Source organism: uncultured Sulfitobacter sp. (assembly GCF_947499945.1).
GTDB lineage: Bacteria > Pseudomonadota > Alphaproteobacteria > Rhodobacterales > Rhodobacteraceae > Sulfitobacter.
In genome coordinates, this window is record NZ_CANMQD010000003.1 from 199,830 (window position 1) to 221,423 (window position 21,594).

General features: G+C 56.0%; 23 protein-coding genes. 12 read left to right on the forward strand and 11 right to left on the reverse strand.

What is annotated here, in order from left to right:
• Nucleotides 1-86: 86 nt before the first annotated feature.
• From clpX to Q0775_RS14500, 5 genes are all read left to right on the forward strand, one after another.
• A complete protein-coding gene (gene clpX, locus Q0775_RS14480; RefSeq protein ID WP_298862303.1) occupies nucleotides 87-1,352 on the forward strand; it encodes an ATP-dependent Clp protease ATP-binding subunit ClpX in 1,266 nt (421 codons plus the stop codon).
• A 69-nt stretch (nucleotides 1,353-1,421) separates the two neighbouring features.
• On the forward strand, nucleotides 1,422-1,775 hold the full coding sequence (locus tag Q0775_RS14485) for a RidA family protein (RefSeq protein WP_298862306.1): 354 nt from the start codon (nucleotides 1,422-1,424) through the stop codon (nucleotides 1,773-1,775).
• A gap of 12 nt (nucleotides 1,776-1,787) precedes the next feature.
• Nucleotides 1,788-2,261, forward strand: a complete 474-nt coding sequence (locus Q0775_RS14490) for a hypothetical protein (RefSeq protein WP_298862309.1) — start codon at nucleotides 1,788-1,790, stop codon at nucleotides 2,259-2,261.
• A gap of 87 nt (nucleotides 2,262-2,348) precedes the next feature.
• Nucleotides 2,349-2,732: an NADH:ubiquinone oxidoreductase subunit NDUFA12 gene (locus Q0775_RS14495; protein WP_298862311.1), complete on the forward strand. Its 384-nt coding sequence runs from the start codon at nucleotides 2,349-2,351 to the stop codon at nucleotides 2,730-2,732.
• On the forward strand, nucleotides 2,729-3,085 hold the full coding sequence (locus Q0775_RS14500) for a DUF2155 domain-containing protein (RefSeq protein ID WP_366863701.1): 357 nt from the start codon (nucleotides 2,729-2,731) through the stop codon (nucleotides 3,083-3,085). The genes Q0775_RS14495 and Q0775_RS14500 overlap by 4 nt, the downstream gene beginning before the upstream one ends.
• On the opposite strand, the gene aat is transcribed toward Q0775_RS14500, so the two are convergent.
• From aat to accB, 3 genes are read right to left on the reverse strand one after another with little or no spacing between them, the layout of a single operon-like run.
• Nucleotides 3,049-3,684: a leucyl/phenylalanyl-tRNA--protein transferase gene (gene aat, locus Q0775_RS14505; RefSeq protein ID WP_298862314.1), complete on the reverse strand. Its 636-nt coding sequence runs from the start codon at nucleotides 3,682-3,684 to the stop codon at nucleotides 3,049-3,051. The genes Q0775_RS14500 and aat overlap by 37 nt on opposite strands.
• A gap of 5 nt (nucleotides 3,685-3,689) precedes the next feature.
• Nucleotides 3,690-5,042 (reverse strand): acetyl-CoA carboxylase biotin carboxylase subunit, encoded by a 1,353-nt coding sequence (gene accC, locus Q0775_RS14510; protein WP_298862317.1) that lies wholly within the window; start codon nucleotides 5,040-5,042, stop codon nucleotides 3,690-3,692.
• A 12-nt stretch (nucleotides 5,043-5,054) separates the two neighbouring features.
• Complete coding sequence (gene accB / locus Q0775_RS14515) at nucleotides 5,055-5,549, reverse strand: acetyl-CoA carboxylase biotin carboxyl carrier protein (RefSeq protein WP_298862320.1); 495 nt, start codon at nucleotides 5,547-5,549, stop codon at nucleotides 5,055-5,057.
• 124 nt (nucleotides 5,550-5,673) lie between these two features.
• On the opposite strand from accB, the gene Q0775_RS14520 reads away from it, so the two are divergent.
• Nucleotides 5,674-7,155 carry an AMP-binding protein gene (locus tag Q0775_RS14520; protein ID WP_298862323.1) on the forward strand — a complete coding sequence of 494 codons (1,482 nt, stop codon included), beginning with the start codon at nucleotides 5,674-5,676 and terminating at the stop codon, nucleotides 7,153-7,155.
• 35 nt (nucleotides 7,156-7,190) lie between these two features.
• Here Q0775_RS14520 and Q0775_RS14525 read toward each other — a convergent pair whose 3' ends face one another.
• From Q0775_RS14525 to Q0775_RS14550, 6 genes are all read right to left on the reverse strand, one after another.
• Nucleotides 7,191-8,483: a calcium-binding protein gene (locus Q0775_RS14525; RefSeq protein WP_298862326.1), complete on the reverse strand. Its 1,293-nt coding sequence runs from the start codon at nucleotides 8,481-8,483 to the stop codon at nucleotides 7,191-7,193.
• A 175-nt stretch (nucleotides 8,484-8,658) separates the two neighbouring features.
• Nucleotides 8,659-9,411 (reverse strand): ABC transporter ATP-binding protein, encoded by a 753-nt coding sequence (locus Q0775_RS14530; RefSeq protein WP_298862329.1) that lies wholly within the window; start codon nucleotides 9,409-9,411, stop codon nucleotides 8,659-8,661.
• A gap of 35 nt (nucleotides 9,412-9,446) precedes the next feature.
• Nucleotides 9,447-10,208, reverse strand: a complete 762-nt coding sequence (locus Q0775_RS14535) for an ABC transporter ATP-binding protein (protein WP_298862332.1) — start codon at nucleotides 10,206-10,208, stop codon at nucleotides 9,447-9,449.
• A gap of 12 nt (nucleotides 10,209-10,220) precedes the next feature.
• On the reverse strand, nucleotides 10,221-11,420 hold the full coding sequence (locus tag Q0775_RS14540; protein ID WP_298862335.1) for a branched-chain amino acid ABC transporter permease: 1,200 nt from the start codon (nucleotides 11,418-11,420) through the stop codon (nucleotides 10,221-10,223).
• Between the two features lie 4 nt (nucleotides 11,421-11,424).
• The gene (locus Q0775_RS14545; RefSeq protein WP_298862338.1) at nucleotides 11,425-12,456 is read right to left on the reverse strand and encodes a branched-chain amino acid ABC transporter permease; all 1,032 of its coding nucleotides are present in this window, start codon (nucleotides 12,454-12,456) and stop codon (nucleotides 11,425-11,427) included.
• Nucleotides 12,457-12,590: 134 nt separating this feature from the next.
• Nucleotides 12,591-13,955 (reverse strand): substrate-binding protein, encoded by a 1,365-nt coding sequence (locus Q0775_RS14550; RefSeq protein ID WP_298862341.1) that lies wholly within the window; start codon nucleotides 13,953-13,955, stop codon nucleotides 12,591-12,593.
• A 235-nt stretch (nucleotides 13,956-14,190) separates the two neighbouring features.
• Between Q0775_RS14550 and Q0775_RS14555 the strand changes: the two genes are divergently transcribed.
• From Q0775_RS14555 to Q0775_RS14575, 5 genes are all read left to right on the forward strand, one after another.
• Nucleotides 14,191-15,480 (forward strand): helix-turn-helix domain-containing protein, encoded by a 1,290-nt coding sequence (locus Q0775_RS14555; RefSeq protein WP_298862344.1) that lies wholly within the window; start codon nucleotides 14,191-14,193, stop codon nucleotides 15,478-15,480.
• Nucleotides 15,481-15,590: 110 nt separating this feature from the next.
• Nucleotides 15,591-15,968, forward strand: a complete 378-nt coding sequence (locus Q0775_RS14560) for a response regulator (RefSeq protein ID WP_298862347.1) — start codon at nucleotides 15,591-15,593, stop codon at nucleotides 15,966-15,968.
• Entirely contained in the window at nucleotides 15,968-16,249 is a 282-nt protein-coding gene (locus Q0775_RS14565; RefSeq protein WP_298862350.1) for a hypothetical protein, read from the forward strand. Before Q0775_RS14560 ends, Q0775_RS14565 begins: the two co-directional genes overlap by 1 nt.
• Nucleotides 16,249-18,945, forward strand: a complete 2,697-nt coding sequence (locus Q0775_RS14570) for an ATP-binding protein (protein WP_298862352.1) — start codon at nucleotides 16,249-16,251, stop codon at nucleotides 18,943-18,945. The genes Q0775_RS14565 and Q0775_RS14570 overlap by 1 nt, the downstream gene beginning before the upstream one ends.
• A 169-nt stretch (nucleotides 18,946-19,114) precedes the next feature.
• The gene (locus Q0775_RS14575; protein WP_298862354.1) at nucleotides 19,115-20,266 is read left to right on the forward strand and encodes a FliM/FliN family flagellar motor switch protein; all 1,152 of its coding nucleotides are present in this window, start codon (nucleotides 19,115-19,117) and stop codon (nucleotides 20,264-20,266) included.
• Nucleotides 20,267-20,330: 64 nt separating this feature from the next.
• On the opposite strand, the gene Q0775_RS14580 is transcribed toward Q0775_RS14575, so the two are convergent.
• Both Q0775_RS14580 and Q0775_RS14585 read right to left on the reverse strand, forming a co-directional pair.
• Nucleotides 20,331-20,753, reverse strand: a complete 423-nt coding sequence (locus tag Q0775_RS14580) for a TIGR01244 family sulfur transferase (protein ID WP_298862357.1) — start codon at nucleotides 20,751-20,753, stop codon at nucleotides 20,331-20,333.
• A gap of 73 nt (nucleotides 20,754-20,826) precedes the next feature.
• A complete protein-coding gene (locus Q0775_RS14585; protein WP_298862854.1) occupies nucleotides 20,827-21,066 on the reverse strand; it encodes a hypothetical protein in 240 nt (79 codons plus the stop codon).
• Between the two features lie 119 nt (nucleotides 21,067-21,185).
• Here Q0775_RS14585 and Q0775_RS14590 point away from each other — a divergent pair, with 119 nt between their 5' ends.
• Nucleotides 21,186-21,473, forward strand: a complete 288-nt coding sequence (locus Q0775_RS14590) for a DUF2312 domain-containing protein (RefSeq protein WP_298862360.1) — start codon at nucleotides 21,186-21,188, stop codon at nucleotides 21,471-21,473.
• Nucleotides 21,474-21,594 lie beyond the last annotated feature (121 nt).

Genomic DNA, 21,594 nt, shown 5'->3' on the forward strand with positions numbered 1-21,594 from the left:
GAGCGTGACTTAGAGTTGTACCCAATTCGATTTGTGCCACCCATTCGCGGGTGGCAACCCCAAGCATCAGACCTGAAAGGGCTCACATGGCCAATTCAACCAGCGGCGACAGCAAAAACACCCTCTATTGCAGCTTCTGCGGCAAGAGCCAGCATGAAGTGCGCAAGTTGATTGCAGGGCCGACCGTTTTCATCTGCGATGAATGCGTCGAGCTGTGCATGGATATTATTCGTGAAGAAACAAAGGCTTCGGGCCTCAAGGCAACAGACGGTGTGCCAACGCCCAAAGACATCTGCGAAGTGCTTGATGACTATGTCATTGGTCAAGCGATGGCGAAGCGGGTTTTGTCTGTGGCTGTGCACAACCACTACAAACGTCTGAACCACGCCCAAAAAGGCGGCGATATCGAGTTGGCGAAATCCAATATTCTGCTGATGGGCCCAACGGGCTGTGGTAAGACATTGCTTGCGCAGACTTTGGCGCGGATTTTGGATGTGCCGTTCACGATGGCGGATGCGACCACACTGACCGAAGCGGGTTATGTGGGCGAGGACGTCGAGAACATCATCCTCAAACTGCTTCAGGCCTCCGAATACAACGTTGAGCGTGCGCAGCGCGGCATCGTTTATATCGACGAAGTAGATAAAATTACGCGTAAATCGGAAAACCCCTCCATCACCCGTGACGTATCGGGCGAGGGCGTGCAGCAAGCATTGCTCAAGCTGATGGAAGGCACCGTAGCTTCTGTTCCGCCACAGGGCGGTCGCAAGCATCCACAGCAGGAATTCCTGCAAGTGGATACAACCAACATATTGTTCATCTGTGGTGGTGCATTTGCTGGTCTGGATAAGATCATCGCTGCACGCGGCAAAGGGTCGGCGATGGGCTTTGGTGCGGATGTGCGCGACCAGGATGCGCGTGGCATTGGTGAGATTTTCACCGATTTGGAGCCCGAGGACCTGCTTAAGTTTGGTCTGATCCCTGAATTCGTGGGGCGTTTGCCGGTTCTTGCGACGCTGGAAGACCTCGACGAAGACGCGCTCGTAACGATCCTGACCCAGCCAAAGAACGCGTTGGTCAAGCAATACCAGCGCCTGTTCGAGTTGGAAGACACGCAGTTGACCTTCACCGAAGACGCGCTTGCTGCGATTGCGAAACGTGCAATTGACCGCAAGACAGGTGCACGTGGTTTGCGGTCCATACTTGAGGAAATCTTGCTGGATACGATGTTTGACCTGCCCGGTATGGACAGCGTGACCGAAGTGGTTGTGAACGAAGAGGCCGTTATGTCGGATGCAAAGCCGCTGATGATCCACGCCGAAGCAGAGAAAGAGCCTGCGACAGCAGGCTGATCTGTGAAGTAACTGAATACAAAGGGGCAGGCCGTATGGTCTGCCCCTTTGGCGTTAAAGGAGACTGACATGAAACGTGTTCATTCTGGTGGAGAATTCGAGGCGAAGATTGGCTATTGTCGCGCTGTTATTGCAGGGGGCTTTGTACATGTGGCTGGAACCTGCGGGCAGGGTAATGATGTCACTGCCCAATGCCGCGATGCCCTGAGGATTATCGAAAACGCATTGATCGAGGCAGGGTCCAGTATGGCGAAAGTGGTACGCGTAACATACATGCTGCCTGACCGTGCCGAGTTCGAGCCATGCTGGCCCATCCTGGCAGAGGCATTTGGCGAGAACCCGCCTGCTGCGACGATGATCGAGTGCGGTTTGATTGATCCAAAATTTCGGATCGAGATTGAAGTGACTGCATTTGTTGGATAAATGAAGACCGCTTTGTCATTTATGTGTGCTGCCCTCACAATGCTGGCGCATTGCTCTCGTGAAACGGGAGAGCAGTTCGCAAGGGCGTTATGGCCTGAGTTGATGTTCGAAGACGTTATTGCATCCAAAATGCGCCACCGCGGGGGGCATGGCTGTACCTATGTTGTCCTGACTTTGCCCGATAACCCTGTGATGGAGCCGCCAAAAACTGTCCCACAATGGATGCGCACAAGGGTCGAAAATTCAGGGGAATGGCGCATGACGTCCTATCACCGCGCATTGAAAGAGACTGAAATGCACTATTGCCTTCATGGCAACCCTGACAAAATTGATGGCGCGGGGATGGAGGGATTTGGAATTGAATTTGCAGCCATTCTGAAACGCGAAGGGGCATGGTGGATTTCTTATGCCAGCGGTGTTGACCACGTCTTGATGATCTATGCCCCAGATGCGCGGCGCGCTTTGCATGTGCGCTTGGGTGATTAGGCGTGTTTTGTCTAATTGCACGGTCACGTCACTGGACCTGCGCCCCAGGATAGGCCATATCAGAGCTAACGATTACAGGAGTCTCCCATGGGTATTGTAAGCAAAATCTTGAGCGCGTTCACATGGTGGAACGGTCAAACGCTGAACACACAGTTTTTCACGTGGCGGAAAGGTGAGAAAGTAGGCGATGATGCACAGGGCAACGTCTACTACCGCAATGCCGACGACAGCAAACGCTGGGTAATTTTCAACGGTGAAGTTGAAGCGACCCGCATCAATCCTGATTGGCACGGTTGGATCCACCGCACCTATGACGAGCCGCCGACAGATAAGCCGCTGATCCACAAAGAGTGGGAGAAGCCGCATCAGGAGAATCTGACGGGGACTATACTCGCCTATGCGCCGAGCGGTTCAATACGGCGTGAAAAACCTGCAGATCGCGGCGACTACGAGGCGTGGACGCCCGAGTGATCCGCGCTTTTTCTTTGATATTGGCGCTGTGTGCCACCACGGCTTCGGCAGAACCGACCAGCAACGGAAACGGTGCAATCTTACGTGCGTTGGACAAGACGTCTGGCACAACTGTCGATATTTCCATCGCCAACGGGCAAGTGGCTCGCATAGGGCGTCTGCAGATTGTACTCAATGAATGCCGCTATCCAGAAGGGAATCCATCAGGCGATGCGTATGCCGCGATGGAAATCTCCGAAATAGGCCGCGCAGGCACGGTGTTTACAGGATGGATGATCGCCTCTGCACCAGCGCTGAATGCGATGGAGCATCCTCGCTACGATATCTGGGTCATGCGCTGTATCACGTCCTGAGGGCCCGCCTCTGGCGCAGTTCTAAAGGATGCAGGCCGATCGCGTGCATGCGCCAGTTGCGCATGATATTGGGCGCGGGTGATCTCAACGGCGCCCAGCGAGGATAGATGGTCCGTGATAAATTGGGTGTCGAACAGCAAGAATCCGCCCTGTTTTAAACGATCTACCAAACAGGCTAGGGCGATCTTTGATGCATTGGTACGCCGCGAGAACATGCTTTCGCCAAAAAACGCAGCACCCAAAACAACGCCATAGACCCCCCCGACAAGCGCTTCTCCTTCCCAGACCTCCAGAGAATGAGCATGGCCGTCTTCAAACAAGGCGGAGTAGAGGCTGCGGATTTCTGCGTTGATCCACGTGTCTTCACGGTCTGCACAACCATCAACAACGCCTTCAAAGTTGCGGTCAATGGTAACGCTCCACGTGCTGCGCTGCATGGCGCGGCGCAACGAGCGGGAAATGTGGAACCCGTCCAATGGCATGACGCCACGCTTGCGCGGATCGACCCAAAAGATTTCCGGGTCGTCCCGCGCTTCGCTCATAGGGAAAATGCCGACGCGGTAGCCGTGTAGCAAAAGCTCCGGTGTCAGGTCGGACATGGTATTCAGGCTTCGCCGAGATTTGTTTCCAGCCAACGCTCAAGCCAGTGGATATTGTATCCGCCCGTATGAATGTCTTTTTCCTGCAAAAGCGCGTGGAAGAGCGGCACAGTGGTATCCACACCGTCCACGATCAACTCACCCAATGCACGGTTCAGACGTGCAAGCGCTTCGGGGCGGTCGCGGCCATGTACGATGAGTTTACCGATCAAGCTGTCGTAATAGGGCGGGATTTTATAGCCATCATAGAGGGCGCTATCCATCCGCACACCAAGGCCACCGGGCGCATGGTATTGCGTGATTTTCCCTGGACAGGGCGAGAAATTAGGTAGTTTTTCGGCGTTGATGCGTACTTCGATGGCGTGACCGTTGATGGTCAGGCTCTCTTGGGTAAACGACATATCAAGGCCTGCCGCTACGCGAATTTGCTCACGTACCAGATCGACGCCAAAGATGGCTTCAGTCACAGGGTGTTCGACCTGCAAACGGGTGTTCATCTCGATGAAATAGAACTCGCCATTCTCGTAGAGGAACTCGATCGTCCCTGCACCAATGTAGTTGATGTTGGCACAGGCGTCCGCACAGACTTTACCGATCCGCGCGCGCTCCTCGGGGGTGATTGTAGGGCCGGGGGCCTCTTCGAATACTTTCTGGTGGCGGCGCTGGAGCGAGCAGTCGCGCTCTCCCAGATGTACAGCGCGGCCTTTGCCATCGCCAAAGACCTGAATTTCGATATGACGCGGCGTGGTGAGGTATTTCTCGATATAGACTTCGTCGTTACCGAAGTTGGATTTGCCTTCGGCGCGCGCAGTCTGGAACGCACTCTCCATGTCCTTTGCGGTTTGCGCCACCTTCATGCCCTTACCACCACCACCAGCAGTCGCTTTGATGATAACGGGGTAGCCGACTTCTTCACCAATGCGCTTCGCATCCTCAAGCGTGGCAACACCACCTTCTGAGCCAGGCACGCAAGGCACGCCAAGCGCTTTCATCGTATCCTTGGCCGTGATCTTGTCGCCCATAATGCGGATATGCTCGGCTGTGGGGCCGATGAAGGTCAGGCCGTGATCCTCAAGAATCTGAACAAAGCCTGCGTTTTCGGAAAGGAAGCCATATCCGGGGTGGATCGCTTCGGCACCGGTGATTTCACAGGCCGCAACAATGGCAGGGATGCTGAGGTAAGATTGCTGAGACGACGGTGGGCCGATGCACACACTCTCGTCCGCCATACGCACATGCATGGCGTCGCTGTCAGCCGTAGAATGTACGGCAACAGAGGCAATGCCCATTTCACGTGCCGCACGGATCACACGCAGGGCAATCTCGCCGCGGTTGGCGATGAGGATTTTCTTGAACATGGGCTGTCCTCCTTATTCGAGGATGACGAGTGGAGCGCCAAACTCGACGGCGGCCCCGTCTTCGACCAAAATACGTTTCACTGTGCCACCGCGCGGGGCGGGGATGTGGTTCATGGTTTTCATCGCTTCAACGATGAGTAGGGTGTCGCCTTCGGATACTTTGGACCCGACAGTGATGAATGCAGGTGCGCCCGGCTCTGGGGAGGTGTAGACCGTTCCAACCATCGGCGAGGATACAGCACCCGGATCGGCAGCAGGATCAGCGGCAGCTTCAACACTGGCGGCAGGCGCGGCAGCAGGTGCAGCGGCAGCCATAGCGGGGGCTGTTGCCTGTACGGTCTGGGGGGCCATTATCTGTTGCGGGGGCTTGCGCGAGACACGGACATTCAGGCTGTCATCCTCGGCATAGTCGCGTTTGACTTGCAATTCGGTGAGATCGTTTTCGTTGAGCAATTCTGCCAATGCGCGAATAAATGCGACATCTGAATCGTGTGTGTTCTTTGTCATAGGGTTCCCCGACCGTTGCGAAGGGGCGCGTCTCTGCGCGCCTGTTTGGAGCGCTTATATGTCATGGACAGTAGCATGGAAAGGCGCGACTTTACCCTAATGAATTGCGGCAGGGGGTACATAGATGAACGTGGCACATTGGCTGGCGCGGCGCAGTGCGGGTGATCCGGCGCGACCAGCGTTTTATTATGACGCGGAATTGGTTTGTGACTACGGCACCCTTCATTTAAACGCCCGACGGGTCGCAGCAGGTCTTTGTGCGCGCGGGATCGTTGCTGGTGACCGTGTCGCAATTTTTATGGATAACCATCCCGACTGGCTGCTTGGTCTGTATGGGATACTTTATATGGGGGCGGTGGCTGTTCCGATCAATGCAAAGCTTCATGCGCGTGAGGCAGAGTTCATTCTTCTAGATAGCGGTGCCGCGCTGTGTCTCACGGATTTGGAACACCATAGCGTGCTTAAGTCAGCGAATGTTGCCTGTGAGTGTAGCCAACCGCGCGGCCTGTGGGGCAAAGACCTTATGGAAATTACGCCCCGCGGGCCTGATGATATCGCATGGCTGTTCTATACCTCTGGTACGACAGGCAGACCGAAAGGGGTGATGATCACGCATGGCATGTTGCAGGCAATGTCGCTGAGCTATGCCGTGGATGTGGACACTGTGAGCGCACAGGACGCCGCAATTTATGCCGCCCCGTTGAGCCATGGGGCGGGGCTGTACAACTTTATTCACGTTCAGGCAGGGGCGCGGCATGTTTTCCCAGCTTCGGGTGGTTTTAACGAGGCCGAGATCCTTGATCTTGCCGCGCATTACGGGCGTTGTCATATGTTCGCGGCACCGACCATGGTCACCCGACTGACCGCTTTTGCCAAAGCGGCTGGACGCCACGGCGAGGGGTTGCGCACGGTCGTTTATGCCGGTGGGCCCATGTACACGGCGGATATTATCGCTGCGGTGGATCAATTCGGGCCTGTGTTCGTACAAATTTACGGGCAGGGGGAATGTCCCATGGCGATCACAGCCCTGTCGCGCCGCGATGTGGCCGATCGCACTCATCGTGATTGGGAGGCGCGCCTTGGCTCTGTCGGGCGTGCGCAATCGGTAGTTGAGGTGCGGATTGATGGTGTTAAAAATTCAGACGAAAGCGGTGAGATCATGGTGCGCGGCGCCCCCGTGATGCCCGGCTATTGGAAGAATACAGAAGCAACGGAACAGACTTTGAAAGAGGGCTGGCTCAAAACGGGTGATATCGGACATCTGGACGCAGCGGGATATTTGACACTCCAAGACCGTTCAAAGGATTTAATCATCACCGGCGGATCTAATGTCTATCCACGCGAGGTGGAGGAGGTGCTGCTGCGACATCCTGAGATATTGGAGGCTTCGGTGGTCGGAAGCAAGCATGACGACTGGGGTGAAGAGGTCGTTGCTTTTGTTGTGGGGGATGCACCTCGGGCGGCATTGGATGCGTTGTGTCTAGAAAATATTGCACGGTTCAAGCGACCCAAGCGATATATCCGCGTTCTGGAGCTGCCTAAAAACAACTACGGAAAAGTGCTTAAGACAGAACTACGCAAGATGTTGGAAGCGCAGTCGGAATAGCCGCCCGCCCTTAAGGGCAGGCGGCTGGATTTGGTTTAGCCGACAACAAAAATGTCGTCGGACAAGCCAAAGGCAAACTCATCGAGATCGGCGATAGTCACATTGTTCACCGTGAGCACGGAGCCATGTTCGATCGTGCCGTCAAACGAGAAGCTGTTGAAAATTGCGCTGAGGTCGATGATCGCGTCACCTCCTGTGAACACAGTGTTGTCCATGATGTCAGCATAGGTCAGGAAGCCATCCCCGAAGAAGACCTGTATATCGATGCGGTCCCCTGCGCTGAAGTCCCTGATTTCATCTTGCTCTGTGTTGCCGCTAAAGACAAATACGTCTGCCCCATCTCCGCCGATGAGGAGATCACGGCCTTGACCACCTTCCATTGTGTCATTGCCCTTACCGCCAGCAAGTCGGTCATGGCCTGCACCACCGTCCATGCGGTCATTGCCGTTGCCGCCTGCCAATTGGTCATTGCCTTGGCCACCGAACATCAGGTCATCGTTATTGCCGCCCGACAAACGGTCATTGTTGTCGCCACCGTCAATAAAGTCGTTGCCAGCACCCCCAGCAATTTTATCGTTACCCGCTCCGCCAAACAGGGCGTCATTGCCGTTCTGACCGTTCAGTACGTCGCGCCCGCCATTGCCCAGCAGGCGATCATCATCAGCGCCACCAAAGAACTTATCGTCTGAAGCGCCACCGGTCATCGTATCGTCGCCCGCTCCACCGCGCACATCGCCAGCCGAGCCTGCGCCGCCGTCGATATCACGCACGTCGATTAGAAATTCATCGCCAAAGCCACCATCAAAAAAGCCGCCGACTGTATACGTGTCATTGCCAGACCCAAGGTTGATGTTGGCCATAATCCCCGTATTCAAAACGGTATCATCGCCACTGCCCATATTGACACCACCCGTGATTGTACCCGCAGTTGTTGGCCCGCCATCAAGGCCTGCGATAATCTGGTTTGTCAGGAGATCTTTGCCGTTTCCGGTGTTGATCTGGCCACGGATTGTACCTGAGTTGAAAATGGTGTCCCAGGCATTGCCCAAACGAATAGAGCCGAAAATGTCCCCATCGTTTGTGATATTGCGGCCACTGTTGCCAGTCAGATCAATGGCATATTGGCTGCCTGCCGCTTTGGAGACTGTGCCAAAGGTTGTGTTTGTAAATGTGATGCCTTCGTCAGAATTGGCAGTCACTGGTCCGATAATTGCACCAAAGTTGGTAACAGCTCCGCCAAATACAGAAAAATCGAGCCCGGCAAGGGTCTCGCCAAAGGCGTTAGCGCCTTCGAATGAATTGGTCGCTTCGTTGAATGTAATCGGCATATTTATTCCCCAGGAAAATTCTTGCCCAACTTACGCCTTAATTTTGCCATGACATAGTACAATTAACATTTGTTTCCGAGATAGGAACAATGAACCATCGCGCCGCAAACTGGGGCCCTAAAAACGAAAAACCCCGCATCATGCGGGGTAATTCAGGTCGTTTTAGTAAGCCGAATCAGATTGCCAAGTATTCGGCGCGCAGGGCCTCGTTCTCAAGAACCTCCTGTGCGGTACCGTCAAAGACCACACCGCCAGTATCCAGAATCACCGCACGGTCCGCCAGTTTGAGCGCACGAACCGCGTTCTGCTCTACGAGAATGGTGGTGATGCCTTGGGCCTTGATGATGGACAGCGTCTTTTCGATTTCGTCCACGATAACAGGAGCCAGACCCTCATAAGGCTCATCCAGCAACAGCACTTTGATGTCGCGGCACAGCGCGCGGGCAATCGCGAGCATCTGCTGCTCCCCTCCCGATAGTGTTGTGCCTTCTTGCTTCTTACGCTCGCCCAAGCGGGGGAATAGCTCGTACACACGCTCAAGCGACCAGCCGATAGGCGGCGCGATTTGCGCAAGCTTGAGGTTTTCCTCAACGGTCAGGCCAGCGATGATGCGGCGGTCTTCGGGCACAAGGGCCAGACCGGCAGCGGAGGCCTCATAGCTTTTCATCAGGTGTAGCGGCTTATGGTCAAGCCAGACTTCGCCGTGGGTCAGCTGTGGGTCGCCAATCTGCGCAATTGTGCGCAGAGTGGAGGTTTTGCCCGCACCATTACGGCCCAGAAGTGCGAGGATTTCGCCCTCATGCACGTTAAAGCTGACGCCTTGTACGATATAGCTTTCGCCGTAGGAGGCGTGGATGTCCCAAACCGACAGGAAGGCAGGAGCCGATGACGCGTGGTTTGCGTTTTTGTTCAGTGTTTCAGTGGTCATATTATTTGTCCTTTGGATGCGAGGGGCAGGGGGGCTTAAACTTCCTGCGTCTCTCCCAGATAGGCTTCTTTGACTTTTGGATGGCCCTTGATGTTGTCGGGCGTGTCCTCAACCAATGGCGTCCCTTGTGCCAGCACGGTGATCCGCTCGGCCAGAGAGAAGACAACGTGCATGTCATGCTCGATGATGGCGATTGTAATGTCGCGCTCTTCCTTGATCTGCTTCAAAAGGTCGATTGTGTTGTTGGTGTCGGCACGCGCCATACCCGCTGTCGGCTCGTCCAGTAGCAGCAAACGCGGCTCTTGGCTCAGGCACATTGCGATCTCAAGACGGCGCTTGTCCCCGCGAGACATGCTTGAGCCATGCATATCGCGTTTGTCATAGAGGTTCATGTCGTGGAGCATCTTCTTAGCTTTCTCCACCACGTCCTGCTCATTGTCGATGCTGCCGATGGCATGCATGCTGAACCCGCCATCGCGTTTGGCAAAGCAGGGGATCAGCATATTTTCCATAACGCTCAGATCACCGAAGATTTCGGGTGTCTGGAACACGCGGGAAATGCCCATCTGGTTGATCTCGTACGGCTTGCGCCCAAGAACCGATTGGCCGTCAAACATGACAGAGCCTGTGTCGGGGATCAGTTTGCCCACCAGAACGTTGAGCAGGGTGGATTTACCGGCCCCGTTCGGGCCGATAATTGCATGTACCGTGTTCTCTGCGATGCTGAGGTTCACGTCCCCCAGTGCTTGCAGGCCGCCGAAGCGCTTGTTCACGTTTTTGACTTCGAGAATACCCATGTCGTGCGCTCCTTATTCAGCAGGTGTGGTTTTGCCGTCAGGCGATTTCGGATCGGTTTTCTTGCGGCGGAAGAGGTTTCCGATGCGTTGACCGCCCTCGACCAGACCACCGGGCAGGAAGATCACAACCAGCATGAACATCAGACCCAGCATCAGGTGCCAGCCTTTGCCCACGAAGGGGTAGATCAGCGTTACCAGCAGGTCCTCGATGCCATCAGGCATGAAGGCGAACCACTGCTCCAGAACCGTCTTGTTGATCTTGGAGACGATGTTTTCCATGTATTTGATGAGACCCGCGCCCAAAACCGGACCGATCAGCGTGCCAGCACCGCCGAGGATTGTCATGATCACAACTTCGCCCGATGCAGTCCAGAACATGCGCTCGGCTCCCACTTGGGTGTCCATCGCAACCAGCAGACCGCCGGCCAGACCTGCATACATGCCAGAGATAACAAAAGCGGCAAGTGTATAGGGTTTGGAGTTCAGACCAGTATAGTTCATGCGTTGCTGGTTTGACTTCACAGCACGCAGCATCATGCCAAAAGGTGAGCGGAAGATGCGGATCGACAGGTAGAAGGCGATCAGCATGATGAAGGCTGCGATGTAGTAGCCCGCGTTGAAGGTGAACACCCAGTCGCCGATGCTCAGCTCTGTGCTGGATTTCATACTCAAGCCGAACAGGTTGGCCTGAGGTGTTTGGCCATCTGTAAGCGCGCCGTCGAGGATGCGCGGATCGGTGTATTTGGGTTGAAGGCCGGTTTCGCCACCAGTAACGGGGGTCAGAACCGAGTAGGCCAGCGCATATGACATTTGCGCAAAGGCCAGTGTCAGGATCGAGAAGTAGATGCCCGAGCGGCGTAGCGAGATCCAGCCCACGAAGAGCGAGAAGAGGCCAGCTACGATCACAGAGACGATGATTGCGGGGATCACGTTCATCGTAAGCAGTTTCATCATCCAGATCGCAGCGTAGGATCCGACACCCAGAAAGGCGGCGTGTCCAAAGCTGAGGTAGCCGGTGAGGCCGAACAGTATGTTGAAGCCGATGGCGAAGATACCGAAGATCACCAGACGCTGCATCAGGTCTGGGTAGCCAGCATTGAACTGCGCCATGCCTGAGCTTTCAGGGAAAGGGTTTAGGATGATGGGGGCCAATAGGCAAAGGATAAGAACAATCCCAAGCAAACCAGCGTCGCGTTTTGTAAGTCCCAGCATGTTCTTAGTCCTCCATCACGCCGGCACGGCCAAGAAGGCCACGGGGACGTGTCAGCAAAATGATGATCGCAACAAGGTAGATAATGATTTGGTTGATGCCTGGAATGATCTCCAGCACACCCGCCATCGAAGCAAAGCTTTCAACGATGCCCAGCAGGAAGCCCGCCAGTACAGCACCGGGCAGGGAGCCCATGCCGCCGACAACCACCACAACAAAGCTCAGAACCAGAAAGTCCATGCCCATGTTATAGTTGGGCGAGTTGATGGGTGCGTACATCGCACCTGCCATCCCCGTGACCGCCGCAGCAATGCCGAACATGATGGTAAAGCGTTTGTCGATGTTGATGCCCAGCAAGCCTACAGTTTCACGGTCTGCCATACCGGCGCGCACAACCATCCCGAAGGTGGTGAACTGCAAGAAGGCGAATACCGCGCCGATAACCACGGCCGCAAAGCAGAAGTAGATCAGGCGCCAGTAGGGGTAGATGATCGTATTGGGGTCAAACCCGAGCATTGACCCAAAGTCGAACGAGCCTGCAAAGACAGCAGGTGCGGGCGTTGGGTAGGGGTTTGCGCCGTAGAAATACTTGATCAACTCACCCAGAACAATCGCAAGACCAAAGGTCACAAGGATCTGGTCAGCGTGAGGGCGGTTATAGAAGTGCTTGATCAGGCCACGCTCCATGATGGTGCCGATGGCGATCATCACGGGGATTGTGAACAAAATGGATAATGGCACGGCCCAGTCAATCATCCACGCCCCTGTCGTTTCGCCAAACCATTGGTTCACGTACATGATGTCGTCGAATTTGGGATTGCCGAGGAAGTCGGTGCCCGTTGGCTCTGTCGCCTTATGGCTCAGCGTCAGAATTTTTGAAAAAGTCACAGCGCAGAATGCACCGATCATGAACAGAGCACCGTGGGCGAAGTTTACCACGCCCAATGTGCCGAAAATAAGTGTCAGGCCCAGAGCGATCAGCGCGTAGGCCGATCCTTTGTCTAGTCCGTTTAGAATCTGAAGGAGAATTGCGTCCATGGTCTGTCCCATCTGTCACAAGTGCCATGCGCCCAGCCTGAAGTCGGGGGCGTTTGGTCGGTTTGCGGGCTGTTGGTGCTTGAATAAAGGAGTGCAGGGCGGGCGCTGTGGCCCGCCCTGCAATTGTGGTGCGCTTATGCGCCCGGGTTACATGTACCCAGTGAACCGCCTGCCATCTGTGGGTGATCCACAGGGTAGGTAACCTGCTCGGCAGGTGTCACTTCAACGATTTCAACCAGATCGTATTGGTTTTCTGGGTTCTCTTTACCCTTCACAACCAGCACGTCTTTGAAGCACTGGTGGTCTGAACCACGGTACAATGTTGGGCCGTTGCCCAAGCCGTCGAATTCGAAATCTTCGAGAGCTTCAGCTACGGAACATGGGTTGAAGGAGCCGCCACGTGTGACCGCATCTGCATACAAAAGCGTTTGTACGTAGCATGTGTGTGCCGCCTGTGAGGGTGGGAAGCCATACTTGGTACCAAAGGATTTCACAAAGGCGTTTGTACCTGCGTAGCGCGCGCCAAGTTTGTCCTCAAGTGACCAATCCCAGTTCTGGGAGCCGATGATGCCTTTGATGTTGGCACCCGCACCGCGAGCCATCAGCTCGGAGTAGAGTGGCACAACGATCTCGAACTTCTTGCCGTTAACTGTCTGGTCGCGCAGGCCGAACTGGACCGCGTTTGTCAGAGAGTTGATCATGTTCCCGCCGTAGTGGTTCAGAACCAGCACGTCTGCTCCGGACTGGATCACGGGTGCGATATACGCGGAGAAGTCTGTGGATGTCAGCGGTGTTTTCACAGCGTTGACTGTTTCCCAGCCCAGTGCCTCGGTGGAGGAGCGAACTGCTTCTTCTGTGGTGTAACCCCAGTTGTAGTCTGCTGTCAGGTGATATGCCTTACGGTCCGTACCATATTCGTTGGCAAGGATTGGCGCGAGGGCCGCACCGGACATGTATGAGTTAAAGAAATGGCGGAAACCGTTGGCTTTTTTGTCTTTACCCGTTGTGTCGTTGGAGTGGGTCAGACCGGCCATGAAGATAACGCCGGCCTCTTGGCAGAGCGCTTGTACAGCAACAGCCACACCGGAGGAGGAACCGCCGGAAATCATGACAGCGCCGTCTTTTTCGATCATGGACTTGGCAGATGCGCGTGCGGCGTCTGATTTTGTCTGTGTATCGCCTGTGACGAAGTTGACCTTTTTACCCATGATGCCCGTGCCGTCCAGCACCTTGGAGCTGAAGGTTTGCAGCATGCCGCCATCGCCCATACCATTGAGGTGCTCAACGGCCAGCTCGAATGCGCGCAGCTCGTCTGCGCCTTCATCAGCGTAGGGGCCTGACTGTGGTACGTTGAAACCAAGTGTCACCGTGTCGCCCTGTGGCGCGTTGGTGAAACCGGCGTGTGCGTCGGCACGCAGATACGTGGGCAGTGCAAGACCTGCACCGGCAACAACGCCGGTTTGGATCAGACCGCGACGTGTCGGATTGAATGTAGACATGATGTCCTCCCGAAAGTGTTAAAACAGGCACCACAGCCTTCTCCCGGGCGTTGGTGCTGGCACGAAGTCGTGCAAAAGCACTATCGGGGGCGGGGGGCGTTGCTGCAATAACACCCTTGATTGAATGGATTTATTTGTAAATAAATGCACTATCATACTTCGAGATGTGTAAAGTTAATGATGTTGCAGTGCAGAAAGCCCCTGATAATGTGTGAAAATTTGACGCAGTCCTTGCATGTCACGTGACAGCTTGACCGGAAGCCGCATCCGTGAACGGCGCGTAATCCAAGGCGTCAAACAGGCCGAATTGGCAAAGCGGATCGGAATATCGGCAAGCTATCTCAATTTAATCGAGCACAACCGCCGCAGAATCGGCGGAAAGCTCTTGCTAGATATCGCTGCTGCCCTTGAGGTGGAGCCTCAGGCCCTGACCGAAGGGGCGGAGGCAGCCCTGTTGGGCGTTTTGGCGGAGGCCGCAGTTGCATCGCAATTACCACCGGAGGATGCGGAGCAGGCAGAGGCATTTGCGGGGCGCTTCCCGAGTTGGGCCGAAGCATTGGCTTCAAGCCAGCGCCGTGTGTCCACGCTGGAGCGGACGGTCGAGACACTGAGCGATCGAATGGCGCATGACCCGCTTTTGGCCGATTCCATGCATGAGTTGCTGACCACGGCAGCCGCAGTGCGCTCCACCGCAGAGATTCTCGCAGGGGACGAGGCGCTTGAACGCGAGTGGCAGGACCGTTTTCACGCCAACCTGGACGCAGACAGCAGCCGTTTGGCGCAAAGTGCACAGGCGCTGTTTGGCTATCTGGAGCAGGCAAAGGATCCTGCCGCAGGGGGCAAGTCGCCCCAAGAAGAGGTCGAGACATATCTGGCGCAACAAGGTTTTCATTTTCCACAGTTCGAGACGCGCGGAAGACCTGCATCGGTGGATGACATCCTTGCATTGGCCAGCGAGGGGCTGACAGATGCGGCACGTTATATTTTGCGGGGCGTGTTGGGGCAGGTCCGGCAGGATGCCGCTGCGCTGCCGTTGGCTGAGTTAGAGGCTGCGATTGCGCAGGAGATCGTTGATCCCGTCAAGTTGGCGCGGCAGTTTGGTGTGGCACCCGCTGTGATCTTGCGACGTTTGGCGGCGGTGCCTGAGTTGGGGGCTGGCTTGGTGGTCTGTGACCGTTCGGGCACTGTGATTTTCCGCAAGTCCGTTGACGGGTTCTCGATCCCTAGGTTCGACAGCTGTTGTCCGCTATGGCCGCTGTTCGGCGCGTTGGGGGCTGCTCATACGGTTTTGTACGAACGTTTGGGCCAGCTGGGCCGGGGGCGGATGCAGTTTGATGCCTATGCCGCCACGGATGCAGCCATCGCGGCAAATTACAATGTGCCTGCACCTGTGCAGGCGGTCATGCTTTTGCTGCCAGCCACAGTCGGGGATACCAGTGTGCGCGTGCGCGAAGTGGGGGCCACCTGCCGCATCTGTCCGCATGCCGCCTGTGGTGCACGGCGTGAACCATCTGTCATGGCGTAGTAAATTTTGACACCCGACGCACATGGGTGCATCTTGATGAAAGAAATAGGCCGCTACACCGACGCAAGATTGGTCAAGTGGGCTTATTTACCTAGGGAGGGAACAACCGCATGTCGAAACATGTCGTGTTGGTGGAGGACGAGACCAACATCGCAGAGGCGATCCGGTTTTTGCTGGGCCGTGATGGTTGGCGGGTCGAGACATTGGCAAATGGTGGCAATGCCGCTGAAGTAATCCGCGCGGCGCGGCCAGATTTGGTTATGCTGGATGTCATGCTGCCGGGTAAGACCGGGTTCGAGATTCTTGCGGAATTGCGCAGCGACGAAAGCCTTGCGGATTTGCCTGTGCTAATGCTGACTGCACGTGGGCAAAGCCGCGACCGCGAAATGGCAATTCAGGCAGGCGTCAGCCGTTTCATGACCAAACCGTTTTCAAACGAAGAGATGCTCAGTGCAGTGCGTGAATTGACCCAAGGCCGCGTGAGCTGATGCCCGAGGCACGGTTGTTTTTGGAGCGGCGCAGTTATCGCCGCCGCCGCATGATGGATGCGGTCCGCATATTGCCGCTCTTGTGCACATTGTTGTGGTTGGTTGTGCCGTTGATGTGGCCGAACGGCAGTGAGGGATCAGCACAGACTGCTCTTTCAACAGTTATCTGGTACTTGTTTGTCGTCTGGATGTTGGCGATCATGGCTTCCTTTGCGCTGTGGCGTCGAATCCGGCGCAGTGACACGGCAGGCGACGAACCCGCAGAGACGTCTGGCATCTGATGGTTACCCTGAACCAGTTGATCGGCGTGTGCCTTGTGTACGTGGCAGGGCTTTTTCTGGTGGCTTTTCTGGCCGAACGGGCTGCGTTACGCGGAAAAGGCAACTGGCTGCTGCGCTCGCCGTTGGTCTACACGCTTTCGCTTTCAATCTATTGCACGGCTTGGACATTCTACGGCGCTGTGGGCTATGCGGCGCGTTCGGGTCTGGAATATGTAACGATCTATCTTGGCCCTTCATTGGTGATGATCGGTTGGTGGTGGGTGCTGCGCCGCTTGGTGCGTATCGGGCGGGCGCAGCGAGTGACCTCTGTGGCCGACCTCATATCCGCGCGATACGGGAAGTCGAACTTGCTCGCTGTGATGGTTACAGCAATGGCTGTCGTGGGCGTGACCCCGTACATCGCCCTTCAGCTTCAATCGGTAACACTATCGGTATCCATCTTTGCGACACAGGACGCAGGGCTGGGGAACACGCCACAGATTAACGAAAATGCGGCCTTTTGGGTGGCTGCGGGATTGGCGCTGTTCACCGTCCTGTTCGGCACCCGAAACCTCAATGCGAACGAGCGCCATCACGGCGTTGTCATTGCGGTCGCGGTTGAAGCTGTCGTCAAGCTTGTCGCACTTTTGGCGGTTGGTGCGTTTGTGGTCTGGGGTGTCGCGGGCGGCGTGGCGGAGACTGTTGCACGCATTGACGCATCACCCATTGGCACATGGCAAACGAGCGGGGGGCGCTGGACTGCGCTCATCGTTGTGTCTGCTGCGGCCTTTGTCTGCTTGCCGCGCATGTTTCAGGTAATGGTTGTCGAGAATGACGACGAGCGTCATCTGCAAATCGCCAGCTGGGCCTTCCCCCTCTATCTAATGGCGATCAGCCTGTTTGTGGTGCCGATTGCGGTCATCGGTCTTGAGCTGATGCCCGCAGGGGCAAACCCCGATCTTTACGTGCTGACTGTCCCCCTAAGCCAGGGGCAAAACGGTCTGGCGATGCTGGCCTTCCTTGGCGGGTTTTCCTCGGCCACGTCGATGGTGATTGTGGCGACACTGGCGCTCAGCACGATGATGTCGAACCATATCGTTATGCCACTCTGGCTCAAGCTTAGCCAGACAGGCGCGCAGCAATCGGGCGATGTGCGCGGCGTTGTCATTCGGGCGCGGCGTTTGTCGATACTGCTGATTATCACATTGGGATATCTATATTACCGCGCCTCTGGCGGTTCTGGCGCACTTGCGGCGATTGGTTTGATCTCCTTTGGTGGCGTTGCACAGTTCTTGCCGGCACTCTTGGGCGGCATTTTCTGGCGTGGCTCCACGCGCACAGGAGCGATTGCGGGGCTGAGCATCGGTTTTGTTATCTGGATGTTCACAATGCTTTTGCCCAGCTTTGGTCCCGATGGTGCATTGCCCGCTTCTGTGTTCGAGCAGGGAGTGTTCGGTCTTGGCATCCTGCGGCCTCAAGCGCTGTTTGGCATTACGGGGCTGGACCCGACGGTTCACGCGGTCTGGTGGAGTCTGTCGCTCAATGCACTGCTGTTCTTTGTGGTGTCGATCTTTAGCTTCCCCAGCCCGCTGGAGCGGTTGCAGGGCGCGCAGTTTGTAAATGTGTTTGACCATTCCTCTGGTGCTGCGCGGGGGTGGGTTGCCTCCGAAGGCGGGGTCGAGGATTTGATGATCATGTCCCAGCGTATATTGGGGGGAGCAGAGGCGCAGGCCTTCTTTGCTGCCCAAGCAGTGGGGCAGGGGCGAACGCAAGGCCCCCCCCTCCCGACGCCAGAGTTTGTGCAAGCTTTGGAGCGTGAATTGGCCGCATCAGTTGGTGCTGCTACGGCCAACGCGATGATTGGTCAGATCATCGGCGGTCAGGCGATATCTGTAGAAGACCTGATGGCGGTTGCGGACGAATCTGCACAAATCCTTGAGTATTCGGGCCGACTTGAGGCAAAATCGTTGGAGTTGACCCAAACTGCGCAAGAGCTGAGCCAAGCCAATGAAAAGCTGACCCAGCTGTCGCTGCAAAAAGACGATTTCCTCAGCCAGATCAGCCATGAGTTGCGCACACCGATGACCTCTATCCGCTCGTTCTCGGAGATTCTGCGGGACATGGAGGGGCTCAGCGAAGTTGAAAAGACGCGGTATGCCTCGATCATCCACTCCGAGACCATTCGGCTGACGCGATTGCTTGATGATTTGCTGGATTTATCGGTGTTGGAAAGCGGCCAAGGTTCGCTTAACGCGCAGCGAATAAGCCTGCATGACGTCATAGACCGGGCCGTGACCACAGCGCAGGCTAGCTCAGCACGTATCCTTGATATCCGCCGCACCGTAGGCGACGAGGAAGTTATGCTGCGCACAGACGGGGACAGGCTCGCGCAAGTTTTCATAAACCTTGTGACCAATGCGATCAAGTACTGTGACGCTGAGCAGGCCGTTTTGGACATCGCGGTGCGGCAAGACGATAACGAAGTTGTCATTGATTTCACGGACAATGGCAGCGGTATCCCCGATGATGCGCATAACCTAGTCTTTGAAAAATTTGCGCGCCTCAACAGTGAACAGGGTAGTGGTGCAGGGCTTGGCCTTGCGATTTGTCGGGAGATCATAACGAGGCTGGAAGGCGAAATTAGCTATGTTCCCTATCCCAAGGGCGCCCGTTTTGAAGTGCGACTAAGCTGCCTTGCGTCAGTTGAAAACGCATAGGGATAATTGTGCACATAAATGCACTGGTAACCATTCTACCTTAAGACCAATGGAAAGGTGCCCTGTCGGGCGGTGTTCGCGTCACGTCTGTAAAGGACGCAGGGCGGCATGTCCGAGTAAAGGTGGCACCACGCAGGACAATGCCATGGTGAAGGGGTAACTCAGTTTTATGAGCGCGGAGCAGACAACAACACTGGTACAACGCAAAGCGCGTAACGCCCGCGAAGCACAAGCGGCGCGGACCATGTCGTTGCCGCGTGCGCTGCGGCTGACGGCAGCCAAGCAGGCTGACCGTTTAATGGGGCTGCCGCTCAGCGCCTTAAGCATTACGCGGCGAACATTGTGCGGGGATGAACTGCCTGCATGTCTTAACGATGATGACCTGATACTTTTGATGGACGGGATTGGAACACAAGTGGCTGCTGTGTTGCTGGATCCTGTGCTGGTCGCTGGTTTAATCCAACAGCAGACGATGGGCAAAGTACGCCCTGCACCTGAAGGGGACGAGACACGTAATGCGACGGCAACCGATGCCGCTCTTTGTGCCCCATTTATAGAGGGGTTGCTTGGCGGGGCCGCTCTGCTGCCAGACGACGCTGAAGAAGCTGCGATCCTAAAAGGATACCGTTTCGGGGTTTGGGCGCAGGAACCACGCCAGGCGCAACTGGCGCTGGATGCGAGCGACTATACCGTGATCGAGATGATGCTGGACATGGCGGCGGGCACGCGGGCGGGCAAGCTTGTTATAATCTTGCCCGAGCCTGCGCGCGTGGCTGCGGTCCCTGATCCTGACAGCGTTGAAGCGGAGCAACCAATATCCCGAAACAATCTCTCGGAAAATGTGATGGGGTTGAAGGCCGATCTTATGATTGCGCTGACCCGTGTGAAGATGCCTTTGCAAAAGGCAAGCGCGTTGAAAACAGGGGATCTTGTTGATCTCAACTTGTCGAGCATGGCGCAAGCGTTGGTTATTGATGCAAATGGCCGTGCGATAGCGCGGGGAACACTTGGCCAGATAGACGGGATGCGTGCGGTTCAGGTCGAACAGCGCAATGCCCGCCAGCATACACAGCCACGCAGGCGTGCCGCAGACCGCGACGAATTGGATTTGCCCGACATTACCGGGCAGCAGAATGATCTACCCCTGATGGACGAACTGGGAGACGTCGGGTTGCCGAGTTTTGCGGATATGGATGTGTTCGGCAATCTAGACGATCTGCCAGACTTGCCGGACATGGATGAAGCGGCGCATGCGGCTGACGCACAAATGGCCGAATGGCAGGCACCCACTGCCGAAGCAGACGGAGCGCTGAAAGCTTGATGCCTGCTCAAATCAGGCCCAAATTCTTCTACAGCATTTTTTAGCAGGTCAATGGTCTGCGACCCTAAGGCTCGTGCTGCTCCAGATAGGGGCGCATGTTATCGATGTCATAGCCGCCCGCACGGGCCGCAGTCAGGATTGCATCGGCCGACTGTAGCCCTGCTTGGCCCAAGGCCCAGGCAATGCAAGAGCGCGTACCGGAGGCGCAATAGGCAAGGGTTACGCCCTCTTGGTCGGCACCGATGCTGCGATTTCGAGCAACGTTTTCTTCGTTCATCGTCTGGTGTGTCAGCGGCTGATGCACAAATTCCAAACCTGCCGCCTCGGCTGCGGCCTGCATCGCGGCCGCGCTGTAAGCGGGGGGCACTTCCTCGTCGGGGCGGTTGCTCAGAATTCTGGTAATGCCGGCCTCTTTGAGCGCACCCATTTGGTCAGGTGAAATCTGTGGGGCGACGTAGTAGCGGGGGGTGAGTTGACGAATATCCATGCACAAGACTTACCCAAGCCGCAGATAGCTGTCCAGCGGACACATAACGTTAGGCGCGATCCGTGCAGATTGTTTAGTCCAGAAAGATGCCGATGATCACCGTCATCAGGCCAATAACGGATAAAAACAGCGCCCCAAGGTTCAGCGGCACTACTTTTTTCAACTCGGCACGCATTTCTTCATCGCTCAGTCCTGCGCGTTTGGCGCGGCTTACGCGGATGATGCAATAGACAAGGCCCAAGAGGCCCAGCACGGAGATGCCTGTACCTGACCAGATCAGGATGTCGAAAACGGAGGATGATGTTTGTTCCATGACGCCGAGATAGGATAATCGGCGCATGGCGGCAAGAGCACCTTGCGGGGGGGCATGGGGCAGGGTAGCAAGGCGCCTCAAATCAGTCCCCAATTCCGCACCGCACAAGGAGCCACCCCATGAGCGATTTTAGCACCAACCCTGCCGTCACAGAAGACGCCGTAGGCGATGCGACGTACAAAGTAACCGCCAATGAGCTGCGCCAGTTTGTCGAGCGGATCGAGCGTTTGGACGCCGAGAAAAAAGACCTCGCCGAGCAGCAAAAAGAAGTCATGGCAGAGGCCAAGGGCCGTGGGTACGATACCAAAGTCCTGCGCAAAGTCATCGCCCTGCGCAAGCGCGAGCCGAACGATATTGCCGAAGAAGAAGCCGTGCTTGATATGTATAAAGAAGCGCTGGGCATGTAATACGGCGCTCTTCTGCTGGGGGCAGGGGCAAACGGTGCTTGCACCTGTCCTTTCCCGCCCATAGAAGAGCACAAATTTTTATCCCCGCGCGTGCGTGCGCGGCCAAACGCTATGGAGCACA

What these genes read in the sequence shown, in the direction of transcription:
- Q0775_RS14570 (WP_298862352.1), top strand. Translation starts at nt 16,249, where the DNA reads ATGGTTACCCTGAACCAGTTGATCGGCGTGTGCCTTGTGTACGTGGCA.
- Q0775_RS14565 (WP_298862350.1), top strand. Translation starts at nt 15,968, where the DNA reads ATGCCCGAGGCACGGTTGTTTTTGGAGCGGCGCAGTTATCGCCGCCGC.
- Q0775_RS14550 (WP_298862341.1), bottom strand. Translation starts at nt 13,955, where the DNA reads ATGTCTACATTCAATCCGACACGTCGCGGTCTGATCCAAACCGGCGTT.
- Q0775_RS14540 (WP_298862335.1), bottom strand. Translation starts at nt 11,420, where the DNA reads ATGCTGGGACTTACAAAACGCGACGCTGGTTTGCTTGGGATTGTTCTT.
- Q0775_RS14525 (WP_298862326.1), bottom strand. Translation starts at nt 8,483, where the DNA reads ATGCCGATTACATTCAACGAAGCGACCAATTCATTCGAAGGCGCTAAC.
- Q0775_RS14520 (WP_298862323.1), top strand. Translation starts at nt 5,674, where the DNA reads ATGAACGTGGCACATTGGCTGGCGCGGCGCAGTGCGGGTGATCCGGCG.
- Q0775_RS14575 (WP_298862354.1), top strand. Translation starts at nt 19,115, where the DNA reads ATGAGCGCGGAGCAGACAACAACACTGGTACAACGCAAAGCGCGTAAC.
- Q0775_RS14535 (WP_298862332.1), bottom strand. Translation starts at nt 10,208, where the DNA reads ATGGGTATTCTCGAAGTCAAAAACGTGAACAAGCGCTTCGGCGGCCTG.
- Q0775_RS14580 (WP_298862357.1), bottom strand. Translation starts at nt 20,753, where the DNA reads ATGGATATTCGTCAACTCACCCCCCGCTACTACGTCGCCCCACAGATT.
- Q0775_RS14555 (WP_298862344.1), top strand. Translation starts at nt 14,191, where the DNA reads ATGTCACGTGACAGCTTGACCGGAAGCCGCATCCGTGAACGGCGCGTA.
- Q0775_RS14560 (WP_298862347.1), top strand. Translation starts at nt 15,591, where the DNA reads ATGTCGAAACATGTCGTGTTGGTGGAGGACGAGACCAACATCGCAGAG.
- Q0775_RS14495 (WP_298862311.1), top strand. Translation starts at nt 2,349, where the DNA reads ATGGGTATTGTAAGCAAAATCTTGAGCGCGTTCACATGGTGGAACGGT.
- Q0775_RS14545 (WP_298862338.1), bottom strand. Translation starts at nt 12,456, where the DNA reads ATGGACGCAATTCTCCTTCAGATTCTAAACGGACTAGACAAAGGATCG.
- accB (WP_298862320.1), bottom strand. Translation starts at nt 5,549, where the DNA reads ATGACAAAGAACACACACGATTCAGATGTCGCATTTATTCGCGCATTG.
- Q0775_RS14590 (WP_298862360.1), top strand. Translation starts at nt 21,186, where the DNA reads ATGAGCGATTTTAGCACCAACCCTGCCGTCACAGAAGACGCCGTAGGC.
- accC (WP_298862317.1), bottom strand. Translation starts at nt 5,042, where the DNA reads ATGTTCAAGAAAATCCTCATCGCCAACCGCGGCGAGATTGCCCTGCGT.
- aat (WP_298862314.1), bottom strand. Translation starts at nt 3,684, where the DNA reads ATGTCCGACCTGACACCGGAGCTTTTGCTACACGGCTACCGCGTCGGC.
- clpX (WP_298862303.1), top strand. Translation starts at nt 87, where the DNA reads ATGGCCAATTCAACCAGCGGCGACAGCAAAAACACCCTCTATTGCAGC.
- Q0775_RS14585 (WP_298862854.1), bottom strand. Translation starts at nt 21,066, where the DNA reads ATGGAACAAACATCATCCTCCGTTTTCGACATCCTGATCTGGTCAGGT.
- Q0775_RS14485 (WP_298862306.1), top strand. Translation starts at nt 1,422, where the DNA reads ATGAAACGTGTTCATTCTGGTGGAGAATTCGAGGCGAAGATTGGCTAT.
- Q0775_RS14530 (WP_298862329.1), bottom strand. Translation starts at nt 9,411, where the DNA reads ATGACCACTGAAACACTGAACAAAAACGCAAACCACGCGTCATCGGCT.